Below are 20,750 nucleotides of genomic sequence, written 5' to 3'. Positions count from 1 at the left end.
TTTTCACCGATATAGTACACCCGGCAACCGGCAGACAGGTCTGTTCAGGCCATTGTATTTACTTATTTTCTGTAAACGGGCGTGGCAGGAAAAAAGGGCGCTCAGCGCCCTTGTCTTATAAAAAATGGATATGTTTTTTGCCGTGATCCGGTGAGATCTCAATACGCGCTTTTACCTGGAAAACGTCCGCCAGCATCGCTTCCGTTAACACTTCGTCCGGCGTTCCTCGTGCCACGATTTGCCCTTTTTGCATCACGATCAGCGCATCGCAGAACATGGCGGCATGGTTCAAATCGTGAATCGCGACAATGCTGGTTACCGGCAGTTCGCTGACCAGGCGCATCAGATGGATTTGATGGTGAATATCGAGATGGTTAGTCGGCTCGTCCAGCAAAATCTCACTTGGGGTCTGCGCCAGCGCACGGGCGATATGCACCCGCTGGCGTTCTCCGCCGGACAGACTTTGCCAGCCCTGTTCGCTGTGCTCCAGCATGTCCACCCTCGCCAGCGCCGCACTGACGATCTCGTCATCCTGATGGGACCAGGCGCTGAACGGTGAGTGGTGGGGAATCCGCCCCAGTTTCACCACGTCACGCACGCGGATATTAGCCTCCGTCGCCGCATGTTGCTCAACAAACGCCACGCGTCTGGCCAACGCTTTCTTTTTCAACGCCGCCATATCACTGCCATCAAGCATCACCTTGCCGCTATCCGGACGGCGTAGCCCGGCCAGAATGCGCAACAGTGACGATTTGCCAGAGCCGTTCGGGCCGAGCAGCCCCAGCGTTTGCCCTTTGGGCACCTCAAGGGAGACGTCGTTAACAATGGTTTTTTTACCGACCCGCCAGCAAAGGCGGCTTGCGCTAATGCTCATGCAAACCTCCTTGAACGATAAAGAATAATGGCAAAGAACGGCACACCCACCAGCGCGGTCACCACGCCAACCGGCAGGCTCTGCGGCGCGATAAGCGTGCGCGAGGCGATATCCGCCAGCACCATTAAAATCGCCCCGGCCAGCGCACAGGCCACCAATAGTTTCCGGTGCAGCGGCCCAATGAAGTAGCGCATCACATGCGGCACCACCAGCCCGACAAAGCCAATCGAACCGGCCATACTGACGATTGTCGCGGTAATCAGCGCGGTGACGGAAAAGAGGATCAACCGGACGATACCAACAGGAATACCCAGCGATGCGGCAGCATCATCACCGAAGGTGAAGGCATCCAGCGCTTTGGCGTGATACAAGCAGGCCAGTAATCCCAGGATCACGACCACCAAAACCAGCTGGAACTCCGGCCAGCGAACGCCGCTAAAGCTACCCAATAGCCAGAACATCACATCGCGGGCTTGTTGTGCGCTGGCCGACGTGCTGATGCTGTAAGCGGTTATCGCATTGAACAATTGCGAAGCGGCGACACCGGCGAGAATGGTGCGCTCATTGCCGCCGCGCGCACCGTTCGTCAGCACGGCGACAAACAGAAAGGCAGCAAATGCACCGGCAAATGCGCCTGCCGACAGTGACACCGCACCGGTACCGATGCCCAGCACCACCACCGACACCGCCCCTGTTGATGCCCCGGCGGAAACACCCAGCACATAGGGTTCCGCCAGTGCGTTTTTCAGCAGGCTTTGCAGTACCGCACCGCAAATAGCCAGTCCGGCACCGCAACAGGCGGCAACCAGTGCCCGACTCAGGCGGAAATCCCAGAGCACCGTTTCGTGAATGCGGTTTAACGGCTCGTGGGTGAGACCCAGTTTATTGCTCACCGCGTAAAAGGTGGTTCTGAGCGGAATCGCCAGTTCACCCACACCAACGCTGACGGCAATCACCAGCGCCAGTAATGCCAGCGAGAGCAGCAGTAACAGAATCAGCGGCGCATTTTTCAGCGCCGCCGTGGAGGGCGTGGTCATTTATCCAGCCCCAGCTTCTCCAGTTGGGCGGCAACCTGTTCTGCGCCGTACAGTGTACGAATCGTTGGGTTCATCGCCTGACCGTCCATCACCACAATATGCCCTTTTTTCACCGCCTCAAGCTGGCTGACTGCCGGATCGCTCTTCAGGAATTTGATCTTCTCTTCGGCGTTATCCAGTGCCCAGCGATTGCGATCGAGGCTGGAGACCACAATCACATCCGGGTTGGTGGCGATAATGCTTTCCCAGCCGAGCGTCGGCCATTCGCTTTCGGAGGTGACGGCGCTGTGCCCGCCCAGCAGGTTAGCAATGTAGCCCGAGGCGCTGTTCTTACCGCCGACATAGGCGTCCGCAGACGGGGAGGCGCTGGAGAACCAGAACACGAAGGAGAGATTTTTCTTGCCGTGGCTGAACTGCTTGCGCAGCGCCTCTTCGCGCTGTTTAAACTGCGCGATCAGCGCGTCGCCGCGTGCCTGCACGTCGAAAATTTTCGCCAGATCGTCAATCTCTTTATACAGCAGCGACGGGTTCCACAGGGTGTGCCGGCTACCATAGATGTCGCCGTTATCCTGTTGGGTGGCGCACACGCCAGGGGAGAGATAGCTGTTTGCGCCAATGGCGGCGAAATCTTCACGCTTCGCCACTTTGCTGTCTGGTCCCAGCAGGATCGGCAACTGCGCGGCCACAAAGTCCGGTTCCTGCGCAATGATCGACTCAAGTGTAGGGATCTCAACGGTCAGGACGTTGACTTTTGCATTCTGCGCCGCCAGCTGCGGCAGGACTTTGGTCGGCCAGAACGCGCTGGCGACCATTTTATCTTCCAGCCCCAGCAGCAGCATGATTTCCGCTGTGTTTTGCCCAAGCGCGACCACCCGCTGCGGCGCCTTGTTGAAAGTAACCTGGACACCGCAGTTATCCAGCGTCAGCGGATAATGCGTGGCTTCTGCCAGTGCAGAAGCGGTGAAAAGCATCCCCAGTGCAAACAACGATTTTTTAAACAGTGGCATCATCATGACCTTTATGATTATTAGCATTGTAAATGAAAATCATTCTAATGCCGGCTCTTATACCGAGCGGCAGAATGCTTGTCAATACGGGGGATGGGGTCGGCGTTCTCTCTTTTTTAAGATGTTGGAAAGGGTTGCCAGTGTCGTGCGAACCCGGTATTAAAGTCACCTTTGCGCCTTCCTGACAGGGTTAACGATTTCTGCATGCATGCTCATTTTTCTGCCCCAACGAAAGGGACATCGCCTTATCTGCTTGCTGGTAGCCAGCTTATTTTCAACATCGGCTTTTATGCCGTGGTGCCGTTTCTGGCGATCTTTCTGCGTGATGATTTATTGCTGTCGGGGTCGCTGATTGGCTTGATCATTGGTTTACGCACATTCTCTCAGCAGGGGATGTTTCTGCTCGGCGGAGCGCTCGCCGATCGTTATGGGGCACGGGTGATTATTCTGTGCGGCTGTCTGGTGAGAATCAGCGGTTATTTGCTGCTGGCGTTGGGTGACGCGCTGACGCCGGTGGTGTTGGGCGCGTGTTTAACCGGTGTGGGCGGCGCGCTGTTCTCCCCGGCGATTGAAGCCTTACTGGCAAAGGCAGGAACGGAAAGCGAAAAAGCGGGAAAACGCAGCCGCGCCGAATGGTTTGCCTTCTTTGCCATTTGCGGTGAACTGGGCACAGTGCTCGGGCCGCTGCTTGGTTCGTTGCTGGCCGGTTTTGGCTTTCAGCGCGTGGCGCTGGCGGGGGCAGGGGTATTTGTTATCGCCTTGCTGGTGCTGTTTTTCTGCCTGCCGCGTACGCAAGGCAAAGCAGAGACATTGCAGGTGTTGCCGTGGTGGAAAACGTTTCGTAACCCGCGGTTTGTCGCCTTTATGCTGGCCTGGAGCAGTTATCTGTTTAGCTACAATCAGCTCTATCTGGCGTTGCCCGTAGAACTGACCCGCTCCGGCAGTAGTGAAAAAACGCTTGGCCCGCTGTTTATGCTGGCCTCGATATTGATTATTACCTTACAGATGCCGCTGGCGCGTATCGCCCGCCGTATAGGCGCGGCGCGCATATTACCCATCGGATTTGCGCTGCTGGCCGCCTCGTTTGTTAGCGTGTCGCTCTTTGCCGCGTTCCCCGCGACGGATAACTGGCAGCGCCACCTGCCTGCCGCGTGCATGGTCACCTTGCTCACACTTGGGCAGATGTTGATTGTCCCGGTGGGGAAAGATTTGATCCCGCATTTTGCAGGCGATCAGAACCTTGGCGCACATTACGGCGCGTTGTCGTCGATGGGGGGGATCACCGTGCTGCTGGGGAATTTCTTGCTGGGTGGGCAACTGGATAATGCGCTGACGCCTTCCGTTGAGGCCAGCATTGCGTGGCTATGGCTGGCGTTGTTGCCCTTACTCAGCGCGCTGGCGATGGTCGTTATCTGCCGACCATTCCTCCACCGCGCCTGAGTGCGGTATCAGACGCCGGGCGAGGCGTAACCGCCAAGGATAAACCACGCCAGAAAAGCGACCGCGACAATAAAAACCAGAATGGGGAAAGCAATGCCGATTCTCATACACCCTCTTTACGCTGTTGACCGGCATTAAGCCGTGAGAAGCCGCGTCGTCTGCGGCGAGACAACGTTAGCACAACGGCGGGCAAATTTATCGTTTCAGGCTTCAGAAACGGCTGTAATTTGCCTGTTCAACGACAATTTTTAAGAAACTATTCGCGATATTGTCCCGAAAGTATTTCTCCTGATCGTGACTCATCAGAAAGCCTTGCCAGGTTTTTGGCGGTACGCCCAGATACTGCTCGACGCGTCCGTTACTGTGTTCAAGTTCAAGCACGCTGGAATTCGGATCGTACCCGGCTGCTTTTAGCGCACGACAGCTCAAAGGGTGTCTTTTCATGGTCATTCATCCTGCAAACATCACTGTTAAAAATACCTCCCTCCTATCGGCAGGTTGTCGTGAATATTTACAGTCAGCGCAAGGATTTACCCCAACAAGATTTGGTAGGATTGTTTTGTGCAACAATGCGGCAAAAGTTTCGTTAAACGATCGGATGGGCATATGGACAGGGTCATGGCGGTAGTGGTGTTTAATCGTATTTGCGAACTGGGTAGCCTGAGCGCCGCGTCGCGTGCGCTGGGCATTTCGCGGCCTATGGTGAGCCGCTACCTGGACGAGATGGAAAAATGGGCCGGAGCGCGGCTTATCCACCGTTCCTCCCGCCGTCTGACGCTGACCCCGGCAGGGGAAAATACGCTTCTTCGTACGCGGCAACTGACGCCGTTGTTTGAGGATATTGAACAGCAATCCACGCGCGAAACGCCTTCCGGCACGTTACGCATTGCCTGCGCTCACTTTACCGCCAGCCACATTGTCGGGCCGGTGCTGCCGGCATTTCTCGCGCGCTATCCGGCGTTAAAAATTGAAATTGATATTAGCCCTCAACCCGTCAACCTGATCGGTGAACGTATTGATCTGGCGATCCGCATTACCAATAATCCTGAGCCTGGCGCGATTGCGATGCGTCTGGGTGAGTGCCGATCGGTACTGTGCGCCTCTCCGGACTATCTTCGCCTGCATGGCGTACCGCAGCGTGCGGCGGATCTCGAACAGCATAACTGCCTTTATTACAGCGGCTTCGCCGGTCAGACATGGCACTTTACCGACAGCGCACAAACTCGCTTTACGGTGCTGGCAAACGGTAACCTGAGCGCCGGGATTTCGTCGGTATTGTGCGATGCGGCAGTGGCCGGATGCGGCCTGGCGCTGGTGCCGGAACAGGAAGCCCGTGAGGCGCTGGCACGCGGGGCGCTGGTCACGGTGTTGCCGCACCTTGAGCCGCAGCGACTGGGCATTTATGGTTTATATCAATCTCGCGAGCACCAGCACGCGGCATTAACGCTGTTTCTGGCGGCGGTTGCAGACGCATTGCGGCACACCACCTGACCGCGCTAATGCAGAAAACGGGGCAATGTGCCCCGTTTGTTACCACTTCATTTCGCCGGTATTCACTTTGGCGCTCAGTGTCAGCGAACTCTCTTCCGCAAGATGCGGCCAGTGCTGCGTCATGGTTTTGATGACTTCCGCAGACGACCGATGGGTCTGCAATGCTTGTTCAAAGCGTTGCAGGTAATCCGCCGTGAAGCGAATGGCCTCATCTCCCGCCGGGCGCGCGCCCAGATAGTGACCAGGGATCACCTGCTGAGGTTTAAGGCGCTGCATTTCACTCAATACCTGGCGCCATTCGGCACGGGCTGCTGGCGTTTGCGTGTCTGCTGTCCAGACATGGATGCCGCTGGAAACGGCGGTGCCGCCAAGGATCGCGTTATTGGCCGGGATCCAGACATAAGCGGCATAACTGTCCGGATGGCGAAGTTCCAGTGTTTCTCCATCAACCGTGAAGCGCGCAGAAGCAACCGGTTGGGGGACGATGAGGGTCTGTGGTGCGCCTTCTTTCATTTGTGGCCCCCAGAAGGCCAGCTTCGCGGCTTTGGTCTCCTCAATATGTTTTACCACCTGCGGCGAGGCGACGACGCTCACCTGCGGGAAGGCTTTAACAATCGGTTCAAGACCAAAATAGAAGTCCGGATCGCCGGAGGTGATCACGATCTCTTTGAGGGTTTTCCCGCTGGCTTTAATCATCTTCACCAGTTTTTCACCGTCCTGTACGCTGAACTGCGCATCGAACAGGATCGCCTCTGTTGGCCCGGAAACCAGCGTGGATGAGACGGCAAAAATGCCGTTTTCCTGGGGGTTATACACCTCCAGGTGTAAAGGGGCGGCAGTGGCGGAAGTGGCTGCCAGCGTCAGTAGTATGCCGGCTAATGTGCGGTTCATCGGTGATATCCTCAGGTCTTTGTTTTACAGATGCGGCCTATTTTAGGCCGAACGCTGGCGATGAGAATTCCTGAAACGAGATATGCTGGGTTTCATAAATCGATCAGATACAGGCTAATGCGGTTATCTTCGCTTGCGCGGAAATCTCGCTCATTTATAAGCAGAAAGGGTAAAGCGATATACCCACCGGGTTACGGGCTGGTTTATGATGGCGCGGTTGCGATACTTTATGTCTCACAGCACAATTATCTGTCACAGCAACCTGGATTGGCTAAATAATTATGATGGGCTTTATTTTGATTGGTATGTTATTCGTTTTAATTGTTTGTTCCTTTTATAAGCATACACAAATGTTACGCGCCAGAGAAATGGGAGGCGTACGGCGAACGCGGAAAAAGAGTGGGTAATTATACGTTCATGTATGGTGGTTACGTTGCATAAAAAGCACATGTGATTTTAACATTTGTTGGTCAGAACAGGAAAGGCATCAGCAATCTGCTTGCTGATGCCTTAATGTCGTTCCTGCTGTTGAGTCAAATATCGGTCATAACATTTCTTGAAGCAAATCATGACAGCAAAGGGTGCGGCACGACAGGTGAGAAATGTTAATCCCTATGCAAGTTATATTGAAAATTCAGGATACCATTTTATATTTATATTCTGGGAAAAAACCGGACTGCGTGTAGCGTGTTTCATCGTCGCTTGAGGACAGTTCGCAATCTTCAAACGAAAAGATACTGAAAGCATAGAAAATATCAATTTTCGAATTGGCGGAAATTTTCTTTTTGATATTGTCCTTGTGTGAGGAAACGGTTTTTTTGTTGATTTTTAATAGGTTGGATATATCATCGTCACTTTTTTCAAAAATCATCTCTTTCAGTATTGCAACTTCCTGACGGCCAAGCCTGACCGTTTTAACGTGGCTGCTTACGCGGCCATATATAAACTCAGTAAGTATATCCAGTAATACCTCTACCGGTATTTTATCCGGTATAACTATTACGGGGGAATCGACCAGCGTAAACGGTGTAAAATGGCCTTTGGTGACAGCCAGAATATACCGACTGGAATACGGAGCGGTAAAGTTAATGGCAACCTGTAAACCGCTGCCGTGTCGTATCTCTTTGGCGAGTTGAATAATACCTTTCTTTGTGTATGAGCAATTTATTTTGCATAATATGACGTCTATTTTTCTTTCCATGTTACACCCTCCCGGAGCGTCTGGAAATTTGCCTGTGTAATTTATAACTTGCCTTTTTAATGGCTATTTTGGCGTTCTTATCTTTCTTCTTTGATCTGTATCATATCGTTTAAATGTTGTTAACTGAGGATATTCTTAAATTTCATTTTGTGACAAATTGTGAAATACCCTCCAGTTGTGAAAGAAACTGAGGAATCTCCCAATTGTTTTCATATTGTCAAGGAATGTCTTAATTTGCGATCCGCTTCGGAAATACCGTTTTAGAGTAATTACGAAATTAATAAAAAGTGAGGCGAGCATTATGTTACCTGTAAAATGCATTATTTTACTTTTCACTTTAACACTGACAGAAATTTGTTACGCCGCGCCGGCAGAAAAAGGCACCGCCGCCGGGAGTCAGGCGTCGGACATTGCAATTGGCAGTTCTGCATTAACCGGCACGGCTATCGTTGTGGGCGTTGCTGGCGTGCTTTTATTATCGATGGGGGGCGGCAACGATGGCAGCACCACCTCGACAAATACCAGTACCACCACCACGACCTCGACCACACCGTAAAAGCGGTGAGTCAGCGCGGTTTATGCGCTCTTTTGTTGTCCTACCAGGGATGACCGTTGGCAGACCGACGTCTGCCTTTTTTTATGGTTCTTCCTGCGGGTCAATGCGTGGTTGCGTGCCGTTTCTGTCGGCTACCCATCTTTTATATTGTGCGGGCGTCATGCCCATAAGCTGGACAAATGCTTTTCTGAACGCCGTATCCTCACTGTAACCGCACGCCGCGGCGATATGCCGGATATTGGCGGTGGGGTTTTCCAGCAACAGGCAGGCAGACTCAATGCGAACACGGGTAATAAAATGCCTGGGGCTTTCCTGCGTTAACCCGGCCAGCTTGCGGTGCAGCGTGCGTGGGCTCAGGTTCAGTGCGCTGGCGAGTTGTTCCACCGTGATGGCCGGATTGTCGTAGCGAATCAGTTGTTCCGCCCGCAATAGCATCGGGTCAATGGCATTCAGAAAGCCGCGTGGCGCATAGAGCTGCTGTGAGAGAGGCTGACTGTCAGCGACGGCCATATCAGCGGCAATACGCGCCGCGTCTTTTCCCGCTTGGCGACGAATAATATGCAGCGCCAGATCGGCCCAGGATAATGGCCCGCCAGTGGTAATGATGTTGCCATCTTCAACCAGCGGCTTTCCCCAGACCATTTTCGCGCGCGGGTAACGCTGGCGGAAGGTGGGATACAGCCACCAGGTGGTTGCACAGGCTTTGCCATCCAGTAAACCCGCTTCACCCAGCATATATCCCCCGGCGCAAGCACCGCCAATAATCGCCCCCCGTTGGTACTGCGCACGTAGCCAGTCGGCAGCCGTGTTGATGGGACTGGCGGGAAGCCTGTCCGTCCCCAGCGCCATACCACAGGCGAGGATGATGTCGGGGGCGGGCACGCTGGCAAATGCATGATCCACCGGAATCGTACGCCCTTGCGCATCGCGCACTGGTTTGCCGTCATGGCTGACAATGATGCTGTCAAAGCGCGGATGCGGAAAATCGCCCTCACCGGCAGGTAGTGACTGGTTGGTGATCCAGAACATATCCGCCAGGCCGGTTACTGCGGACATCATGCTGCCCTCCGTGGCGATAATGGCAATCTGCATGACTGTTCTCCTGAATTGGCGGGTTTTGCCTGTTTATTGTCAATTTCGCCATCTTACCATAGCTTTTCGCCGTGCATAAAATAGCGTCATCTTGTTGAAAACGTGACCAGTACAGGTCGGGGGCGGGTATGTTGCATCGTTTACGCGGTTGGGGAAGGGCCATGCTGTCTTGTGCCGTGTTACTGGGGGCGGTTTCGGGTGTGGCGGAGGCGGCAGTGATTAAAAACATCGTTCTGGTGCACGGTGCGTTTGCCGATGGCTCAGGCTGGTCAGCGGTTGTTCAGCGGTTACAGGGCAGGGGTTACCACGTCGCGGTAGTGCAAAACCCGTTAACCTCCCTTGAGGATGACGTCCGGGCGACAGAGCGCGTGCTGGATCGTCAGTCGGGCAACGTCTTGCTTGTCGGACACTCATGGGCAGGCGCAGTGATAAGCCAGGCGGGCAATAGCCGCAACGTGCGCGGGCTGGTCTATTTATCGGCGTTAGCACCGGCGAGCGGAGAGTCGGTTAACGGCTTGCTCGACAGACTTAAAGCACCAATGCGCGGTTTAACGCCCGATGCCAATGGCTGGGTCTGGTTAGACGATCCGCAACAATTCCACACGGTGATGGCGGGCGATATTCCGTTAGCGAAAGCACGCGAACTGGCGGCGGTGCAGCAGCCCATCAATGTGGCCGCCTTTCAGGGAACGGTGAGCCATGCTGCCTGGGAAAATAAGCCCTCCTGGTATCTGATTACGGAAAATGATCGCGCATTAGCGACCCCGGTACAGACACAGATTGCGCAGCAGATGCAGGCCCGCGTCTCGCGACTTTACTCTTCGCATCTGTCGATGATTTCTCACCCCGATGCCGTGGCGGATTTTATTGATGCTGCTGCGCAATCCTTCAAATAAACATGACTGAATGTATAACCGGAGAACATCATGAAGATCCTGCATATCGACTCAAGCATTCTGGCGGAGGATTCCGTTACCCGCCATCTTTCCGCCGAAACCGTGAGGAAAATAAAAGAAAAATACCCCAATGCGCAGGTCACCTATCGCGATGTGGTGCATCAGCCCATTACGCACTTAACTGCGGACATTGCCGCGGGGTTTCGTCCGGTTGGCGGTACAGACGCATCGCAAACGCTGCCCGAACATCAGGTGTCACAGGCGCTGGTGGATGAATTTCTGGCCAACGAGCTGATTGTGATTGGTGCGCCAATGTATAACTTTTCCGTTTCCACCCAATTAAAGGCATGGTTAGACCGCATCGCCCAGCCGGGAAAAACCTTTCAATACACCTCCACAGGCCCGGTAGGGTTGGCGGGGGGAAAGCAGATCATTCTTGTTTCGGCGCGCGGAGGTTTTTACTTACAGCCGCCCTTTGCCGCATTGGATTTTCATGAAAAATACCTGCAAGGCTTTTTTGCCTTCCTGGGTATTCAGGATCTCTTTTATATCCGGGCGGAAGGGATGTCCAAAGGGGAAGAGGTTAAGCGTCAAAACAGGCAAGATGCTCTCGCGTCTATTGATTCGGTTATCGCTGCCCTGCCACCCCAATAATTGCTAAGGATGCCATCATGTTATATGCCATTACTCTGAAATACGGCAGCGATCCCGAGGCATTAGGCCACCATCTCGATGCGCACAAAATCTGGCTGGCGGAGATGATCAAAAAGGGCAACGTCATTTTTGCCGGGCCGCTACAGAATAAACAAGGTGGGTTTATTCTGGCCTATGCCGATGAACTGACCGCGCTGGAAAAAGAGATACACCGCGATCCTTTTGTGACATTCGGGCTGGTGGATGTCGATATTCTGGTCGTCGATCCCGCTGTCTGTTCGTCTGCCTTCCCTGACGTCTGGGCCACAAACGCGAAAAAAATCTGACTGAGCGGAAAAGAGGGGAGTGCAACGCCCCCTCTTTTCCCGCATTTCAGAGGAATAATGACTGGCAGTGCCCTCGCCTCGTTCGTTTATATTGTCTGTGTGTTTATCCTTTTTCGGTGCTCACTTTTCACGTTTGCTGAGTGCTAACCCATCGCTATTTCATATTTTCCGCGCAGGTTGGGGCTTCGTATAGTGAATCAGCACAGCCTGAACGCTCTTCGTTGGGGAACAGATGAAATAATATGAGGGATATATGCCAACCATGAAACCCATCTCTCTCGGTGCGTTATTGGGCACCGGATTTGCCGCCATTATTATTATTAGTTTTCTGGTCGCTTTTTTTGGTCGTAGCGCCTTATTAAATACCAGCCAGCATATTCAGTATTACGAGAAATACCATCTGACTAACCTGCTGGCGATGCAGGAGCTGAAAGATACGCTCAACAACGCCACCAAGGCGACCTTTATCATGGTGTTTCAGGATGATGCCGATAAGCAGGACGTTGAAGAGAAAGTGACCGCTGCGTCCATCATGCGGATTGAAGCGCTGGTGGCGCAGTTGCAGCAAACGATTCAGGGCGGTGAACTTCAGCAGAGGCTGGAGAAGGTCAAACAGCGCCAGACGGAGTACGTAGCGCTGGTGCGCCAGACCGTCAGTATGGCGAAAAACGGCCAGATGCTGGATTCGCAATCGATGGCCGTGGATAAACTCCAGCCGGCGCAAGCGCGCTTGTTTGATGAGATCTCCGCCATGATCGCCCGTCAGCAGGCCAGCACCACCTCGTCGGCAACCGCCACCACAAGCAGTGCCCGGACATCCGGCGATCTGTTGCTGGTCTGCGCGGCTATTGCGGCGCTGCTTGGCGTGGCGATTGCCTGGTTTGCCACTCGCTACATTAAACGGCAGCTTGGTGGAGAACCGGCCTATGCATTGCGTGTGGTGCGCGATATTGCCGAAGGTAATCTGGCTACCCGTGTGACGCTGGCGCCGGGAGATAGCCGCAGCCTGCTTGCCGGTATGGAGGCGATGCGACAAAGCCTGAGTCGGATTGTGACCGAGGTTCGGGAAAGCAGCGAACTGATCTCCAACGGCGCCAGCGGTGTCGCACTGGGTAGCGCCGATCTTAGCCAGCGTACGGAACAGCAGGCGGCCAGCCTGCAACAGACGGCAGCCTCAATGGAGCAAATCGGGCAGACCATTCGCCAGAATGCGGACACGGTACGCAGCACAAACCAGCAGGCCACGGCCGCCAGTGCGATTGCTGCCAAAGGTGGTGAAGCGATTACCGATATTGTTCACACCATGGAAGAGATCAGCGACAGTGCGCGCAAAATCAGCGAAATTATTGCAGTTATCGACGGCATTACTTTCCAGACCAACATTCTGGCGCTGAATGCCGCCGTCGAAGCCGCGCGCGCAGGGGAGCACGGGCGAGGGTTTGCGGTGGTGGCCGGGGAAGTGCGCTCGCTGGCACAGCGTTCCGCCACGGCGGCCAAAGAGATCAATGGGCTTATTCAGGCCAGTCTTGAGCGGGTGGACAACGGTTCCGCGCTGGTGAATAACGCGGGCGAAACCATTGGCGAGCTGGTGCGGCAGTCGTATCAGGTGGCGGAAATGATCAACCAGATTGGTACCACCACTCAGGAGCAGGAACTGGGCGTGGGGCAGGTGAACGACGCCATTGCCCAACTGGATAAAGTGACCCAGCAAAACGCAGCGCTGGTGGGGGCATCCACCATGGCGGTAGACAATCTGCGCGATCAGTCGCAGCATCTGGTTGCGCTGATGAGCGTGTTTCGTACCGATCAACGGGGAACTGACAACACGCCGCCCCGTAATCAACCCACCCGGCTGGTCTCTGCGCTGGCGGATGCCTGACCTCCCGGAGCCTGCGCGGCCAGCGTGTCGCGCAGGTTTAACAATTCTGACAAAATTATCATTTTCTCGTCACTTTTGAGTCAGTATCCCTGCGTTAAGGTGGAAGCTCCTTTTGAAGGAGGCTTCAATCATGGGTATGCAACACACCGTCATACATGAGATCCAGCAGTGGATTGATGACAACCTCGACCGACCGCTGCGAATTGGCGATGTCGCCATGCGATCGGGCTATTCAAAATGGCACCTGCAACGCCTTTTCCAGCAAGTGATGCAGGTGCCATTAGGCATCTACATTCGCAATAAGAAACTGGAAAGCGCCGCACAGGAACTGCTCAGCACCGAAGCGTCGATCATGACCATCTCAACGAAATACGGTTATGACTCACAGCAGACGTTTACCCGGACGTTTGCCCGCAAATACCATATGCCGCCCGGCGTATGGCGGCGGCATCATCAGCAGTAACCTCCTGAACTGCGCGACAGGTGATTAATCACTGGCTTATGTCCTTGCGTTAAAACACGAAAAAAATGTCAGCAAATTGTCAGTCCCCAGGCGCTAGAATCAGGCCTGGGGTTGTGCTTACGGCAGGTGCCGAAAAGTTGAAGGAGGCACGCAGATGAAGCTGCTGTTAATTGAAGATGAGGAGAAAACCTCCTCCTATATCAATCGGGCGTTAAGTGAACAAGGGTTCACGCTGGATGTGGTGGCTCACGGGGGCGAAGGGCTGCATATGGCGTTGGAGTACGATTATGATGCCATCGTGCTGGATGTGATGTTACCCGGCATGGACGGTTACCAGATCCTTGAACGCTTGCGCGCCAGCAAACAGACGCCAGTGTTAATGCTCTCCGCCAGGGGTTCGGTGGAAGAGCGGGTTAAAGGGCTGCGTCATGGCGCAGATGACTACCTTCCCAAACCGTTCTCCCTGATTGAACTGGTGGCGCGTATTCAGGCGCTGTTACGTCGTCGCCCCGGCGATGGCGCCGATATCACCCAATTACATATTCACGATCTGCATCTCGACCTGCTGGCCAGGCGTGTAACACGTGGCGGCGAGCGGTTGGAACTGACGGCGAAAGAGTATGCGCTGTTAAGTCTGCTGGCTCGCCATCAGGGCGAAATCTTGTCGAAGATGATGATTGCCGAACAGGTGTGGGACATGAACTTCGACAGCGACGCCAACGTGGTTGAAGTGGCGATCAAACGCTTGCGCGCGAAAGTCGATAACCCTTACCCGATTAAACTGTTACACACCGTGCGCGGCATGGGCTATGTGCTGGAAACCCGTCAGGAGAGTAAAGCAAGTTGATCTCTTTCTCGGTATTGAAACGATCGATTGCCGGGCGGATGGCGTTACTGTTCGCCGTGGCCTATATCTTTGTGGTCATCACCTTCGGTGTGGTACTGCGAAGTTCGCTGTATGAATCCCTGCAAAGCCAGATGCACAACGAATTGTTGTTTCGCGAGTCGCTCATGACGCCGTGGATTGAAAATCGCCACAACCTTGAGGGCTGGCCGACGCTGGAAGCGAAATTTACCACGCTCTCCACCTCGGAAGGCGGGCGGGTAAAATACTGGCTGTTGAGTAAAGACGCGCGCTTTGATATGGGCGGCCCGCCGCCAACCGGTGTGAACTGGGCATCGCTGAAAGACGGTTTTAGCACCGCACCGGGTAAGACGGAGCTTTCCTGTTTGCTGTTCCTTTACTCGCGCGAAATTCCGGCTAATGGCGAACGCCCGGCGCTACGCTATGTGGTGGCGATAGACTCCACGCCCTATATGGGTACGCTGTATGAATTTACCTGCACGCTGGTGATCATCAGCATTGTCGGGGTGATGTTTATTGCCCTGCTCGGGTATCTGATTGCCCGCAACGGCATGCGCCCGGTCAATATGCTGAGCGAACAGGCGCAGCACCTGGCACCGGGAAATCACGGGCAGCGCTTGCAAACCTGTACACTGCCGGATGAACTGCAAGCGCTGGCGGTCTCCTTTAATGGTGCGCTGGAGCGCCAGGAAGTCGCCTGGCGGCAACTGGAAAGTTTTAACGCTGATGTCGCGCACGAACTGCGTACGCCGCTCACCAATCTGATTGGGCAAACACAGCTGGGGCTGTCGCGCCCGCGTTCCGTTGCCGAACTACAGGATTTGTTGGAATCCAATCTTGAAGAGCTGGAGCGCATGACCTCGATTGTTAATGACATGCTGTTTTTGTCGCATGCTCAGGCCGGGGAACATGCGACCCAGTTAACGACCGTTTCTCTGCGGGAAGAGACTTATAAAACCTTCGAATATGTGGAACCCTCATTTGCGGAGAAAAACCTGTGTGTACAGGTCGAAGGGGACGTGACGGCCTCTATCGATCGGCGCTTATTCCACCGTTCGCTGGCGAATCTGCTGGAAAACAGCGCCCGCCATGCGCCGCCGGACAGTACGGTGATCGTCCGGCTGAACAGTGTCGAGCACCATGCGCAGGTGGCGGTATCCAACGTCGGCGAGGCGATTGCCAGCGAGCATCTGGAGCGTTTATTTGAGCGTTTCTACCGTGTGGATGCATCCCGTACGCACAGCGATACCCACCACGGACTGGGGCTGTCGATTGTCAGAGCGGTTGCCAATATGCACCGTGGCGATGTGTTTGCCAGTAGCCAGAATGGTATGAATACCTTTGGTTTTACCCTGTCGCTGGGCTAAGGCGCTAATGACGCTTTGCCCGTCAACAAAAAGGCCGTAACGGGTTGCGTCACGGCCTTTTTTTTCCGTTTGTCCGTCGGTTATTTATACAGTTCAGCCACGCCGAAATATTTGTCATCACCGCCAGCGGAAATGATTTTATAGCTGCTGGCACCTTGTTGAGCGGCTTTTTTCGCCAGTTGATGTTGCACATCATGCAGCGTGTCGACACCGGCAACGGAAACGCTGCCAATCGCGGTTAAACCCGTATCGGTGGTCACTTCGCTGGCAGCCCACGATGCTGTCGAGAAAATAACCATCAGTGTTGCGAAAACCTGTGCGTGTACTTTTTTCATATTACCACCTCATTATTTAATCGGGCCAGAACAGGCTCTGACGGAAGTCATTTTACCCCCCGAGGCTGACAATTCTCTGACGTGAAAATAACGAAGCTGTCAGATAACAAAACTAAACAATTCTTTGAATAAACAGAAATTATGCGCAAGAAAAAGGCGGCTTGCGCCGCCTGTTTTTTAGAACTGATACACCATCCCGACCGCGACAACGTCATCGGTGTTGATACCCGCAGCCTGGGTGAATGCACTGTCGTCAATCAGGTTGATTTTATAATCAACAAACATATTGAAGTTTTTGTTGAAATAGTACGTCGCACCTAAATCAACATACTTTTCGATATCCTGATCGCCATAATTCGCTCCGGCGGAATTAGAACCAATATTTTTACCTTTCAGTGCGTTATACGCCACAAAAGGTTGGAGACCAAAGTCAAACTGATAGCTGGCATACGCCTCAAAAATCTGCGATTCGTTAGCATAACCATAAGCGCTGGTGGTATCAGAGGAGCTACCAAAGCGTGAGGCGTTATAGGCCTGAGTAAACATCGCCGCTAAATAAATATTATTGGCATCGTATTTCAGTGCGCCGGAATAGGCTTCGGCGCGATCGCCATCACCCAGAATATTCGTGGCGGTATTCTGTTCCTGCGTGCGTTTCGCACTGGTCATGGCACCCACAACGCTGACGCCTGCGCCAATTTTATATTCCAGCGACATACCATAACCGTCGCCATTCTGGCGCAGTACATTACGTCCGGCACCGGATTCACCATTGCCGTCATTTTTACCCTGATATTGCAGGGAGAAGTTCAGACCGTCTACCAGACCGAAAAAGTCGGTATTGCGGTAGGTCAGCATGCCGTTGCCGCGGCTAAACATAAACTGATCGGAGCCGTAGGTCATGCCGTCAAATTCTGGCTGCATGTCGGTATAACCCAGTGAGTCATACAAAATACCTTTGTTACGGCCATAATCGATGGAACCATAATTGGCGAATTTTAAACCGGCGAATCCATAACGGGTGCGCGGTGTGTTGGTGTCGCCTTCGGATTTATTGGCGTCAATATGCATCTGCCATTGGCCATAACCCGTTAATTGATCATTAATTTGCGTTTCACCACGGAAGCCCAAACGCATATAAGTTTGGTCTCCATTCCAGCTGCTATTATCAGAAAAATAATGTTCGGCGGAGACTAAGCCATATAAGTCTAACTTATTACCATCTTTATTGTATATTTCCGCGGCCTGTACTGACGAGCACAGCACGGCAGCAGAGATCAACAGACTCAGTTGAGAAATTTTCATTTTAATAAACCCTTAGAGATTGCCACTGTTTTTTAATAGCAACAGAAATACGCCACCATTGATGAAAATGGTTCATGGCTAATTCATGTTGTATGGCATTGTTTAGCACCTGAAATTATGTTCTGTAAATCTTTAAATTATTTTTAGCACAGATTGATAAATATCCGCTGTGATTTTTATGAACTTATTCAAAGCGCACAGATCGCTAATTTTTTTGTGAGGTGGATCGGGTAATTTGAAGCGGCTTTATTAACCTCATTGCATTTTTTTTGCTGTTTGTTGCCCGCTTTGTACCTTTGTCCGGGGGTAATTCCCCGGTTTTTATTGGTAGAATGTGCGATTGAATTTGCAGGGTTGGTTGATGATTTTTGTTAAATGAAAAGAGTGGATTTTTAATTATTAAATATCCACCGCTGCTGCATGGGTATTTTAATGGGTACTGATCGGCTGGCAGATATGAAAAGGGTCAGAAATGGGTCTGGATATATCAATAACTCGACGATGTTATCGTCACTGCGCGTTCGCGAAGTTAATGGTGACGTTGACAAGTGCGACGATTACGCAGTTTTGTTAATTAACTCTATGAGTGTGATTCATTAATGGGAAGGAAAAATTGGGTGTTATTCTGAAAATAAGAGGGAGACGCCAGAACAGGCATGCTTTCATTCCCGGACTAGTGAATTTTATACATATATTTAATGCCAGTTGGTGTGTAGCATAACGCGTATTGCCGTTGTCTGAAAAAGAGACCGCCATGCTAAAAGATAATTTTAACGATCTGTTTTATTTAATTATGGTGGCGCGGGAGCGTAGCTTTACCCGGGCTGCGGCAAAATTAGGTGTATCGCAGTCGGCGTTAAGCCATGCTATTCGCGGTCTGGAAGAACGTCTGCAAGTCAGATTACTGACGCGCACCACCCGCAGCGTTGCCCCCACAGAAGCGGGCGAGACGTTAATTAATAGTATCAGCCCGCGTTTTCGGGAAATTGAGGAACAACTGATTAGGCTGACCGACCACAGCGATCGTGTTGCGGGTAATATTCGTATTACCCTCGGTGAGCATGCACTTCATTCTACGGTGTGGCCTGCGCTGAAACCGTTTTTAACCACCTACCCGGACGTCAAGGTGGAATTCACCATCGACAATACGCTTACGGATATTGTCAGCGGGCGTTTTGACGCTGGCATCAGGCTGGGCGAACAAGTGGCCAAAGACATGGTGGCGGTGCGAATCGGCCCTGACTGGCGCATGGTGGTGGTCGGGGCACCGGACTATTTCGCGCGTCACGGTAAGCCACAAACCCCGCATGAACTACAGCATCACAACTGTATTAATATGCGACTCCCCACGCTTGGCGGACTGTATGCATGGGAGTTTTCCAAAAACGGGCAACCCCTTCGCGTGCGGGTAGAGGGGCAGCTAACGTTTAACGACCTGGCATCAAGGGTGGATGCCGCTATCAGTGGTATGGGGCTGGCGCTGGTGCCCGAAGATTGCGTCGCTGTGGCGCTGTCACAAGGCCAACTGGAGAAGGTATTGGAGGCCTGGTGCGAACCCTTTCAGGGCTATTTTCTCTATTACCCGAGCCGCAGACAGCACACTGCCGCATTTGCCCATCTGATTGAAGCACTTCGCTATCCAGTGCGTTGATTATGCTGCGTTGGTCGGGATATCGTTGGTCCACTTGGTGGCGAGTTTGATCAGTTCTGCCACCACGCTGCGGTTGAAGCCCAGGCGGTGACCCAGGGCGCTGACCTCTTCCCAATTGTGGTTTTCATACAGCTCGACCAGATGCAGGTAGGGGTAAAGCGGGCCTTTTTTCTCTTTCAGCGCCATCGTTACGTTCACGGAGATGTCTATCTGGCCTATCAGGTCCGCCATCGGCATTTCAAAGATACTGTCGAGTTGGGAAAATAGCCCGACGATGAACGCATCATCGGAAGAGTGACGGCCAACGGAACGTGCAGATGCCAGTTCGCAGAACTTCGCCCGGATCAGGCTTTGATGGTAAATATCGTCGGTTTTTTCTTTGTTGACAGAAGTCAGGCAGGAGACCAGCACAAAACGACGCAACTCGTTTGCGCCAAGATAAAAAATAACGTCTTTTAGCGACTGACTGCGGAAATTTTTCACCCCACGGGCGTTAAAGACGATATTTTGCGCATAGCGCATGATTTTGAATGACAGTGCCAGATCCTGCTTGAGCAACGCTTCAATTTTGCCAAAATCCGGTGAATCCGCATTCACCTCTTTCATCAACTTTAAGGTGATCGACTGGTTCTGAATCAGTCTGTTCGCGGAGTGGATCACTGGCTTGCTGAAAAAATGCCCCTGAAACAAGGTGCAGCCCATATTGCGGAAACACGCATACTCTTCCTGTGTTTCCACTTTTTCCGCCAGGAATACCGTGTCTTTGAGCAGCTCGCCTTTGCTGGCGATATAAGTGCGAATTTCTTCCGGCGTATTCAGCCGAACGTCGAATTTAATAATGCTGACATAGGGCAAAAAGGCATTCCAGGTTTCGCCCAATTCAAAATCATCCAGCGCAATGCGAAAGCCGTGGGCATAAAGCTTTTTTACCGTACTCAGTAGCAGAGGCGTAGGCTCGGCGGTTTCCAGAATTTCGACAATCACGCGATCTTTTGGCAGTGTTTCCGCCATACCCTGCACCAGCAGCTCATAGGGAAAGTTAACAAAGATGGCGCTGTACTCTTTCAGGCGACCCAATGGTGCGCCAAGAAACTGTTCGACAATGATTTGGGCAGTCGCGTACTCCGGAGTAACGTCAGGGAACCGGTTTGTCATGCTATCTCTGAACAACAGTTCATAGCCGACTGTGTTCATATTTTCATCAAAAATCGCCTGACGCGCGACAAACGAGAACATTCTCTACTCCACTCCACACATGCCTGCAAAGCTAAAAACCCGGGTAATGCGCTAACCTGAACCGGTCAACCTTCGTTATTTTTATTCAGGGTCAAATGGAAGCCTGGACGAAAATAACGAAGACGCAAGTCGGACTTAGGGAAGGCAGTATCTTTTGTAAACTTCTGAAGAATTTAAGTCAAAT

The 20,750-nt window shown here is 52.7% G+C and carries 22 protein-coding genes; 11 read left to right on the top strand and 11 right to left on the bottom strand.

Going from position 1 to position 20,750, the window contains the following annotated elements; translation table 11 throughout:
- Positions 1-115: 115 nt before the first annotated feature.
- Genes eitC through eitA form a run of 3 tightly spaced genes read right to left on the bottom strand, consistent with a single transcriptional unit; the run spans position 116 to position 2,918 of the window.
- Positions 116-874: a siderophore ABC transporter ATP-binding protein EitC gene (gene eitC, locus GA0061071_RS06440; RefSeq protein ID WP_061496927.1), complete on the bottom strand. Its 759-nt coding sequence runs from the start codon at positions 872-874 to the stop codon at positions 116-118.
- Positions 871-1,911: a FecCD family ABC transporter permease gene (locus tag GA0061071_RS06435; protein WP_061496925.1), complete on the bottom strand. Its 1,041-nt coding sequence runs from the start codon at positions 1,909-1,911 to the stop codon at positions 871-873. The genes eitC and GA0061071_RS06435 overlap by 4 nt, the downstream gene beginning before the upstream one ends.
- Positions 1,908-2,918, bottom strand: a complete 1,011-nt coding sequence (eitA, locus tag GA0061071_RS06430) for a siderophore ABC transporter substrate-binding protein EitA (RefSeq protein ID WP_420843384.1) — start codon at positions 2,916-2,918, stop codon at positions 1,908-1,910. The genes GA0061071_RS06435 and eitA overlap by 4 nt, the downstream gene beginning before the upstream one ends.
- Positions 2,919-3,122: 204 nt before the next feature.
- On the opposite strand from eitA, the gene GA0061071_RS06425 reads away from it, so the two are divergent.
- The gene (locus tag GA0061071_RS06425) at positions 3,123-4,358 is read left to right on the top strand and encodes an MFS transporter (protein ID WP_061496923.1); all 1,236 of its coding nucleotides are present in this window, start codon (positions 3,123-3,125) and stop codon (positions 4,356-4,358) included.
- Positions 4,359-4,366: 8 nt separating this feature from the next.
- Here GA0061071_RS06425 and GA0061071_RS23260 read toward each other — a convergent pair whose 3' ends face one another.
- A complete protein-coding gene (locus GA0061071_RS23260) occupies positions 4,367-4,465 on the bottom strand; it encodes a YoaK family small membrane protein (protein ID WP_139109644.1) in 99 nt (32 codons plus the stop codon).
- A gap of 103 nt (positions 4,466-4,568) precedes the next feature.
- On the bottom strand, positions 4,569-4,802 hold the full coding sequence (locus tag GA0061071_RS06420; protein ID WP_061496922.1) for a KTSC domain-containing protein: 234 nt from the start codon (positions 4,800-4,802) through the stop codon (positions 4,569-4,571).
- A 162-nt stretch (positions 4,803-4,964) separates the two neighbouring features.
- Here GA0061071_RS06420 and GA0061071_RS06415 point away from each other — a divergent pair, with 162 nt between their 5' ends.
- Entirely contained in the window at positions 4,965-5,849 is an 885-nt protein-coding gene (locus GA0061071_RS06415; RefSeq protein ID WP_061500091.1) for a LysR family transcriptional regulator, read from the top strand.
- Positions 5,850-5,888: 39 nt separating this feature from the next.
- Here GA0061071_RS06415 and GA0061071_RS06410 read toward each other — a convergent pair whose 3' ends face one another.
- On the bottom strand, positions 5,889-6,740 hold the full coding sequence (locus GA0061071_RS06410; protein WP_088236714.1) for a Vmh family MBL fold metallo-hydrolase: 852 nt from the start codon (positions 6,738-6,740) through the stop codon (positions 5,889-5,891).
- A 634-nt stretch (positions 6,741-7,374) separates the two neighbouring features.
- A complete protein-coding gene (locus GA0061071_RS06405) occupies positions 7,375-7,941 on the bottom strand; it encodes a LuxR C-terminal-related transcriptional regulator (RefSeq protein WP_061496918.1) in 567 nt (188 codons plus the stop codon).
- Between the two features lie 301 nt (positions 7,942-8,242).
- On the opposite strand from GA0061071_RS06405, the gene yjbE reads away from it, so the two are divergent.
- Positions 8,243-8,497, top strand: coding sequence for an exopolysaccharide production protein YjbE (yjbE, locus tag GA0061071_RS06400; RefSeq protein WP_061496916.1), 255 nt, complete (start codon positions 8,243-8,245; stop codon positions 8,495-8,497).
- 81 nt (positions 8,498-8,578) lie between these two features.
- Here the strand turns inward: yjbE and GA0061071_RS06395 are convergent, their stop codons facing one another.
- Positions 8,579-9,589, bottom strand: coding sequence for a GlxA family transcriptional regulator (locus GA0061071_RS06395; RefSeq protein ID WP_088236713.1), 1,011 nt, complete (start codon positions 9,587-9,589; stop codon positions 8,579-8,581).
- 128 nt (positions 9,590-9,717) lie between these two features.
- Between GA0061071_RS06395 and GA0061071_RS06390 the strand changes: the two genes are divergently transcribed.
- From GA0061071_RS06390 to GA0061071_RS06360, 7 genes are all read left to right on the top strand, one after another.
- A complete protein-coding gene (locus GA0061071_RS06390; protein WP_061496912.1) occupies positions 9,718-10,485 on the top strand; it encodes an alpha/beta hydrolase in 768 nt (255 codons plus the stop codon).
- Between the two features lie 30 nt (positions 10,486-10,515).
- Complete coding sequence (locus GA0061071_RS06385; RefSeq protein WP_061496910.1) at positions 10,516-11,139, top strand: FMN-dependent NADH-azoreductase; 624 nt, start codon at positions 10,516-10,518, stop codon at positions 11,137-11,139.
- Between the two features lie 17 nt (positions 11,140-11,156).
- Positions 11,157-11,465, top strand: a complete 309-nt coding sequence (locus GA0061071_RS06380) for a YciI family protein (protein ID WP_088236712.1) — start codon at positions 11,157-11,159, stop codon at positions 11,463-11,465.
- A 262-nt stretch (positions 11,466-11,727) separates the two neighbouring features.
- Positions 11,728-13,344 (top strand): methyl-accepting chemotaxis protein, encoded by a 1,617-nt coding sequence (locus tag GA0061071_RS06375; RefSeq protein ID WP_245191401.1) that lies wholly within the window; start codon positions 11,728-11,730, stop codon positions 13,342-13,344.
- Between the two features lie 130 nt (positions 13,345-13,474).
- Positions 13,475-13,807 carry a helix-turn-helix domain-containing protein gene (locus tag GA0061071_RS06370; protein ID WP_061496904.1) on the top strand — a complete coding sequence of 111 codons (333 nt, stop codon included), beginning with the start codon at positions 13,475-13,477 and terminating at the stop codon, positions 13,805-13,807.
- 154 nt (positions 13,808-13,961) lie between these two features.
- Entirely contained in the window at positions 13,962-14,654 is a 693-nt protein-coding gene (locus tag GA0061071_RS06365) for a heavy metal response regulator transcription factor (RefSeq protein WP_061496902.1), read from the top strand.
- Complete coding sequence (locus GA0061071_RS06360; RefSeq protein ID WP_420843383.1) at positions 14,651-16,039, top strand: heavy metal sensor histidine kinase; 1,389 nt, start codon at positions 14,651-14,653, stop codon at positions 16,037-16,039. The genes GA0061071_RS06365 and GA0061071_RS06360 overlap by 4 nt, the downstream gene beginning before the upstream one ends.
- Before the next feature lie 80 nt (positions 16,040-16,119).
- Here GA0061071_RS06360 and GA0061071_RS06355 read toward each other — a convergent pair whose 3' ends face one another.
- On the bottom strand, positions 16,120-16,374 hold the full coding sequence (locus tag GA0061071_RS06355; RefSeq protein WP_061496900.1) for a YdgH/BhsA/McbA family protein: 255 nt from the start codon (positions 16,372-16,374) through the stop codon (positions 16,120-16,122).
- Between the two features lie 177 nt (positions 16,375-16,551).
- The gene (gene ompC, locus GA0061071_RS06350; protein ID WP_061496898.1) at positions 16,552-17,679 is read right to left on the bottom strand and encodes a porin OmpC; all 1,128 of its coding nucleotides are present in this window, start codon (positions 17,677-17,679) and stop codon (positions 16,552-16,554) included.
- Positions 17,680-18,433: 754 nt separating this feature from the next.
- On the opposite strand from ompC, the gene GA0061071_RS06345 reads away from it, so the two are divergent.
- Entirely contained in the window at positions 18,434-19,330 is an 897-nt protein-coding gene (locus GA0061071_RS06345; protein ID WP_061496896.1) for a LysR family transcriptional regulator, read from the top strand.
- On the opposite strand, the gene GA0061071_RS06340 is transcribed toward GA0061071_RS06345, so the two are convergent.
- Positions 19,331-20,566, bottom strand: coding sequence for an EAL and HDOD domain-containing protein (locus tag GA0061071_RS06340; protein WP_061496894.1), 1,236 nt, complete (start codon positions 20,564-20,566; stop codon positions 19,331-19,333).
- Positions 20,567-20,750 lie beyond the last annotated feature (184 nt).

This window comes from Kosakonia oryzendophytica, assembly GCF_900094925.1.
Lineage (GTDB): Bacteria > Pseudomonadota > Gammaproteobacteria > Enterobacterales > Enterobacteriaceae > Kosakonia > Kosakonia oryzendophytica.
This window is presented reverse-complemented; position numbering and strand designations above follow the sequence as displayed.

Excerpts from the sequence above, each read along its gene's own strand:
- GA0061071_RS06410 (WP_088236714.1), bottom strand. The coding sequence starts at position 6,740 with ATGAACCGCACATTAGCCGGCATACTACTGACGCTGGCAGCCACTTCC.
- GA0061071_RS06390 (WP_061496912.1), top strand. The coding sequence starts at position 9,718 with ATGTTGCATCGTTTACGCGGTTGGGGAAGGGCCATGCTGTCTTGTGCC.
- eitC (WP_061496927.1), bottom strand. The coding sequence starts at position 874 with ATGAGCATTAGCGCAAGCCGCCTTTGCTGGCGGGTCGGTAAAAAAACC.
- GA0061071_RS06340 (WP_061496894.1), bottom strand. The coding sequence starts at position 20,566 with ATGTTCTCGTTTGTCGCGCGTCAGGCGATTTTTGATGAAAATATGAAC.
- GA0061071_RS06380 (WP_088236712.1), top strand. The coding sequence starts at position 11,157 with ATGTTATATGCCATTACTCTGAAATACGGCAGCGATCCCGAGGCATTA.
- GA0061071_RS06425 (WP_061496923.1), top strand. The coding sequence starts at position 3,123 with ATGCATGCTCATTTTTCTGCCCCAACGAAAGGGACATCGCCTTATCTG.
- GA0061071_RS06370 (WP_061496904.1), top strand. The coding sequence starts at position 13,475 with ATGGGTATGCAACACACCGTCATACATGAGATCCAGCAGTGGATTGAT.
- GA0061071_RS06435 (WP_061496925.1), bottom strand. The coding sequence starts at position 1,911 with ATGACCACGCCCTCCACGGCGGCGCTGAAAAATGCGCCGCTGATTCTG.
- GA0061071_RS06405 (WP_061496918.1), bottom strand. The coding sequence starts at position 7,941 with ATGGAAAGAAAAATAGACGTCATATTATGCAAAATAAATTGCTCATAC.
- eitA (WP_420843384.1), bottom strand. The coding sequence starts at position 2,918 with ATGCCACTGTTTAAAAAATCGTTGTTTGCACTGGGGATGCTTTTCACC.
- GA0061071_RS06355 (WP_061496900.1), bottom strand. The coding sequence starts at position 16,374 with ATGAAAAAAGTACACGCACAGGTTTTCGCAACACTGATGGTTATTTTC.
- GA0061071_RS06375 (WP_245191401.1), top strand. The coding sequence starts at position 11,728 with ATGAAACCCATCTCTCTCGGTGCGTTATTGGGCACCGGATTTGCCGCC.
- GA0061071_RS06415 (WP_061500091.1), top strand. The coding sequence starts at position 4,965 with ATGGACAGGGTCATGGCGGTAGTGGTGTTTAATCGTATTTGCGAACTG.
- ompC (WP_061496898.1), bottom strand. The coding sequence starts at position 17,679 with ATGAAAATTTCTCAACTGAGTCTGTTGATCTCTGCTGCCGTGCTGTGC.
- GA0061071_RS06345 (WP_061496896.1), top strand. The coding sequence starts at position 18,434 with ATGCTAAAAGATAATTTTAACGATCTGTTTTATTTAATTATGGTGGCG.
- yjbE (WP_061496916.1), top strand. The coding sequence starts at position 8,243 with ATGTTACCTGTAAAATGCATTATTTTACTTTTCACTTTAACACTGACA.
- GA0061071_RS06395 (WP_088236713.1), bottom strand. The coding sequence starts at position 9,589 with ATGCAGATTGCCATTATCGCCACGGAGGGCAGCATGATGTCCGCAGTA.
- GA0061071_RS23260 (WP_139109644.1), bottom strand. The coding sequence starts at position 4,465 with ATGAGAATCGGCATTGCTTTCCCCATTCTGGTTTTTATTGTCGCGGTC.
- GA0061071_RS06420 (WP_061496922.1), bottom strand. The coding sequence starts at position 4,802 with ATGAAAAGACACCCTTTGAGCTGTCGTGCGCTAAAAGCAGCCGGGTAC.
- GA0061071_RS06365 (WP_061496902.1), top strand. The coding sequence starts at position 13,962 with ATGAAGCTGCTGTTAATTGAAGATGAGGAGAAAACCTCCTCCTATATC.
- GA0061071_RS06385 (WP_061496910.1), top strand. The coding sequence starts at position 10,516 with ATGAAGATCCTGCATATCGACTCAAGCATTCTGGCGGAGGATTCCGTT.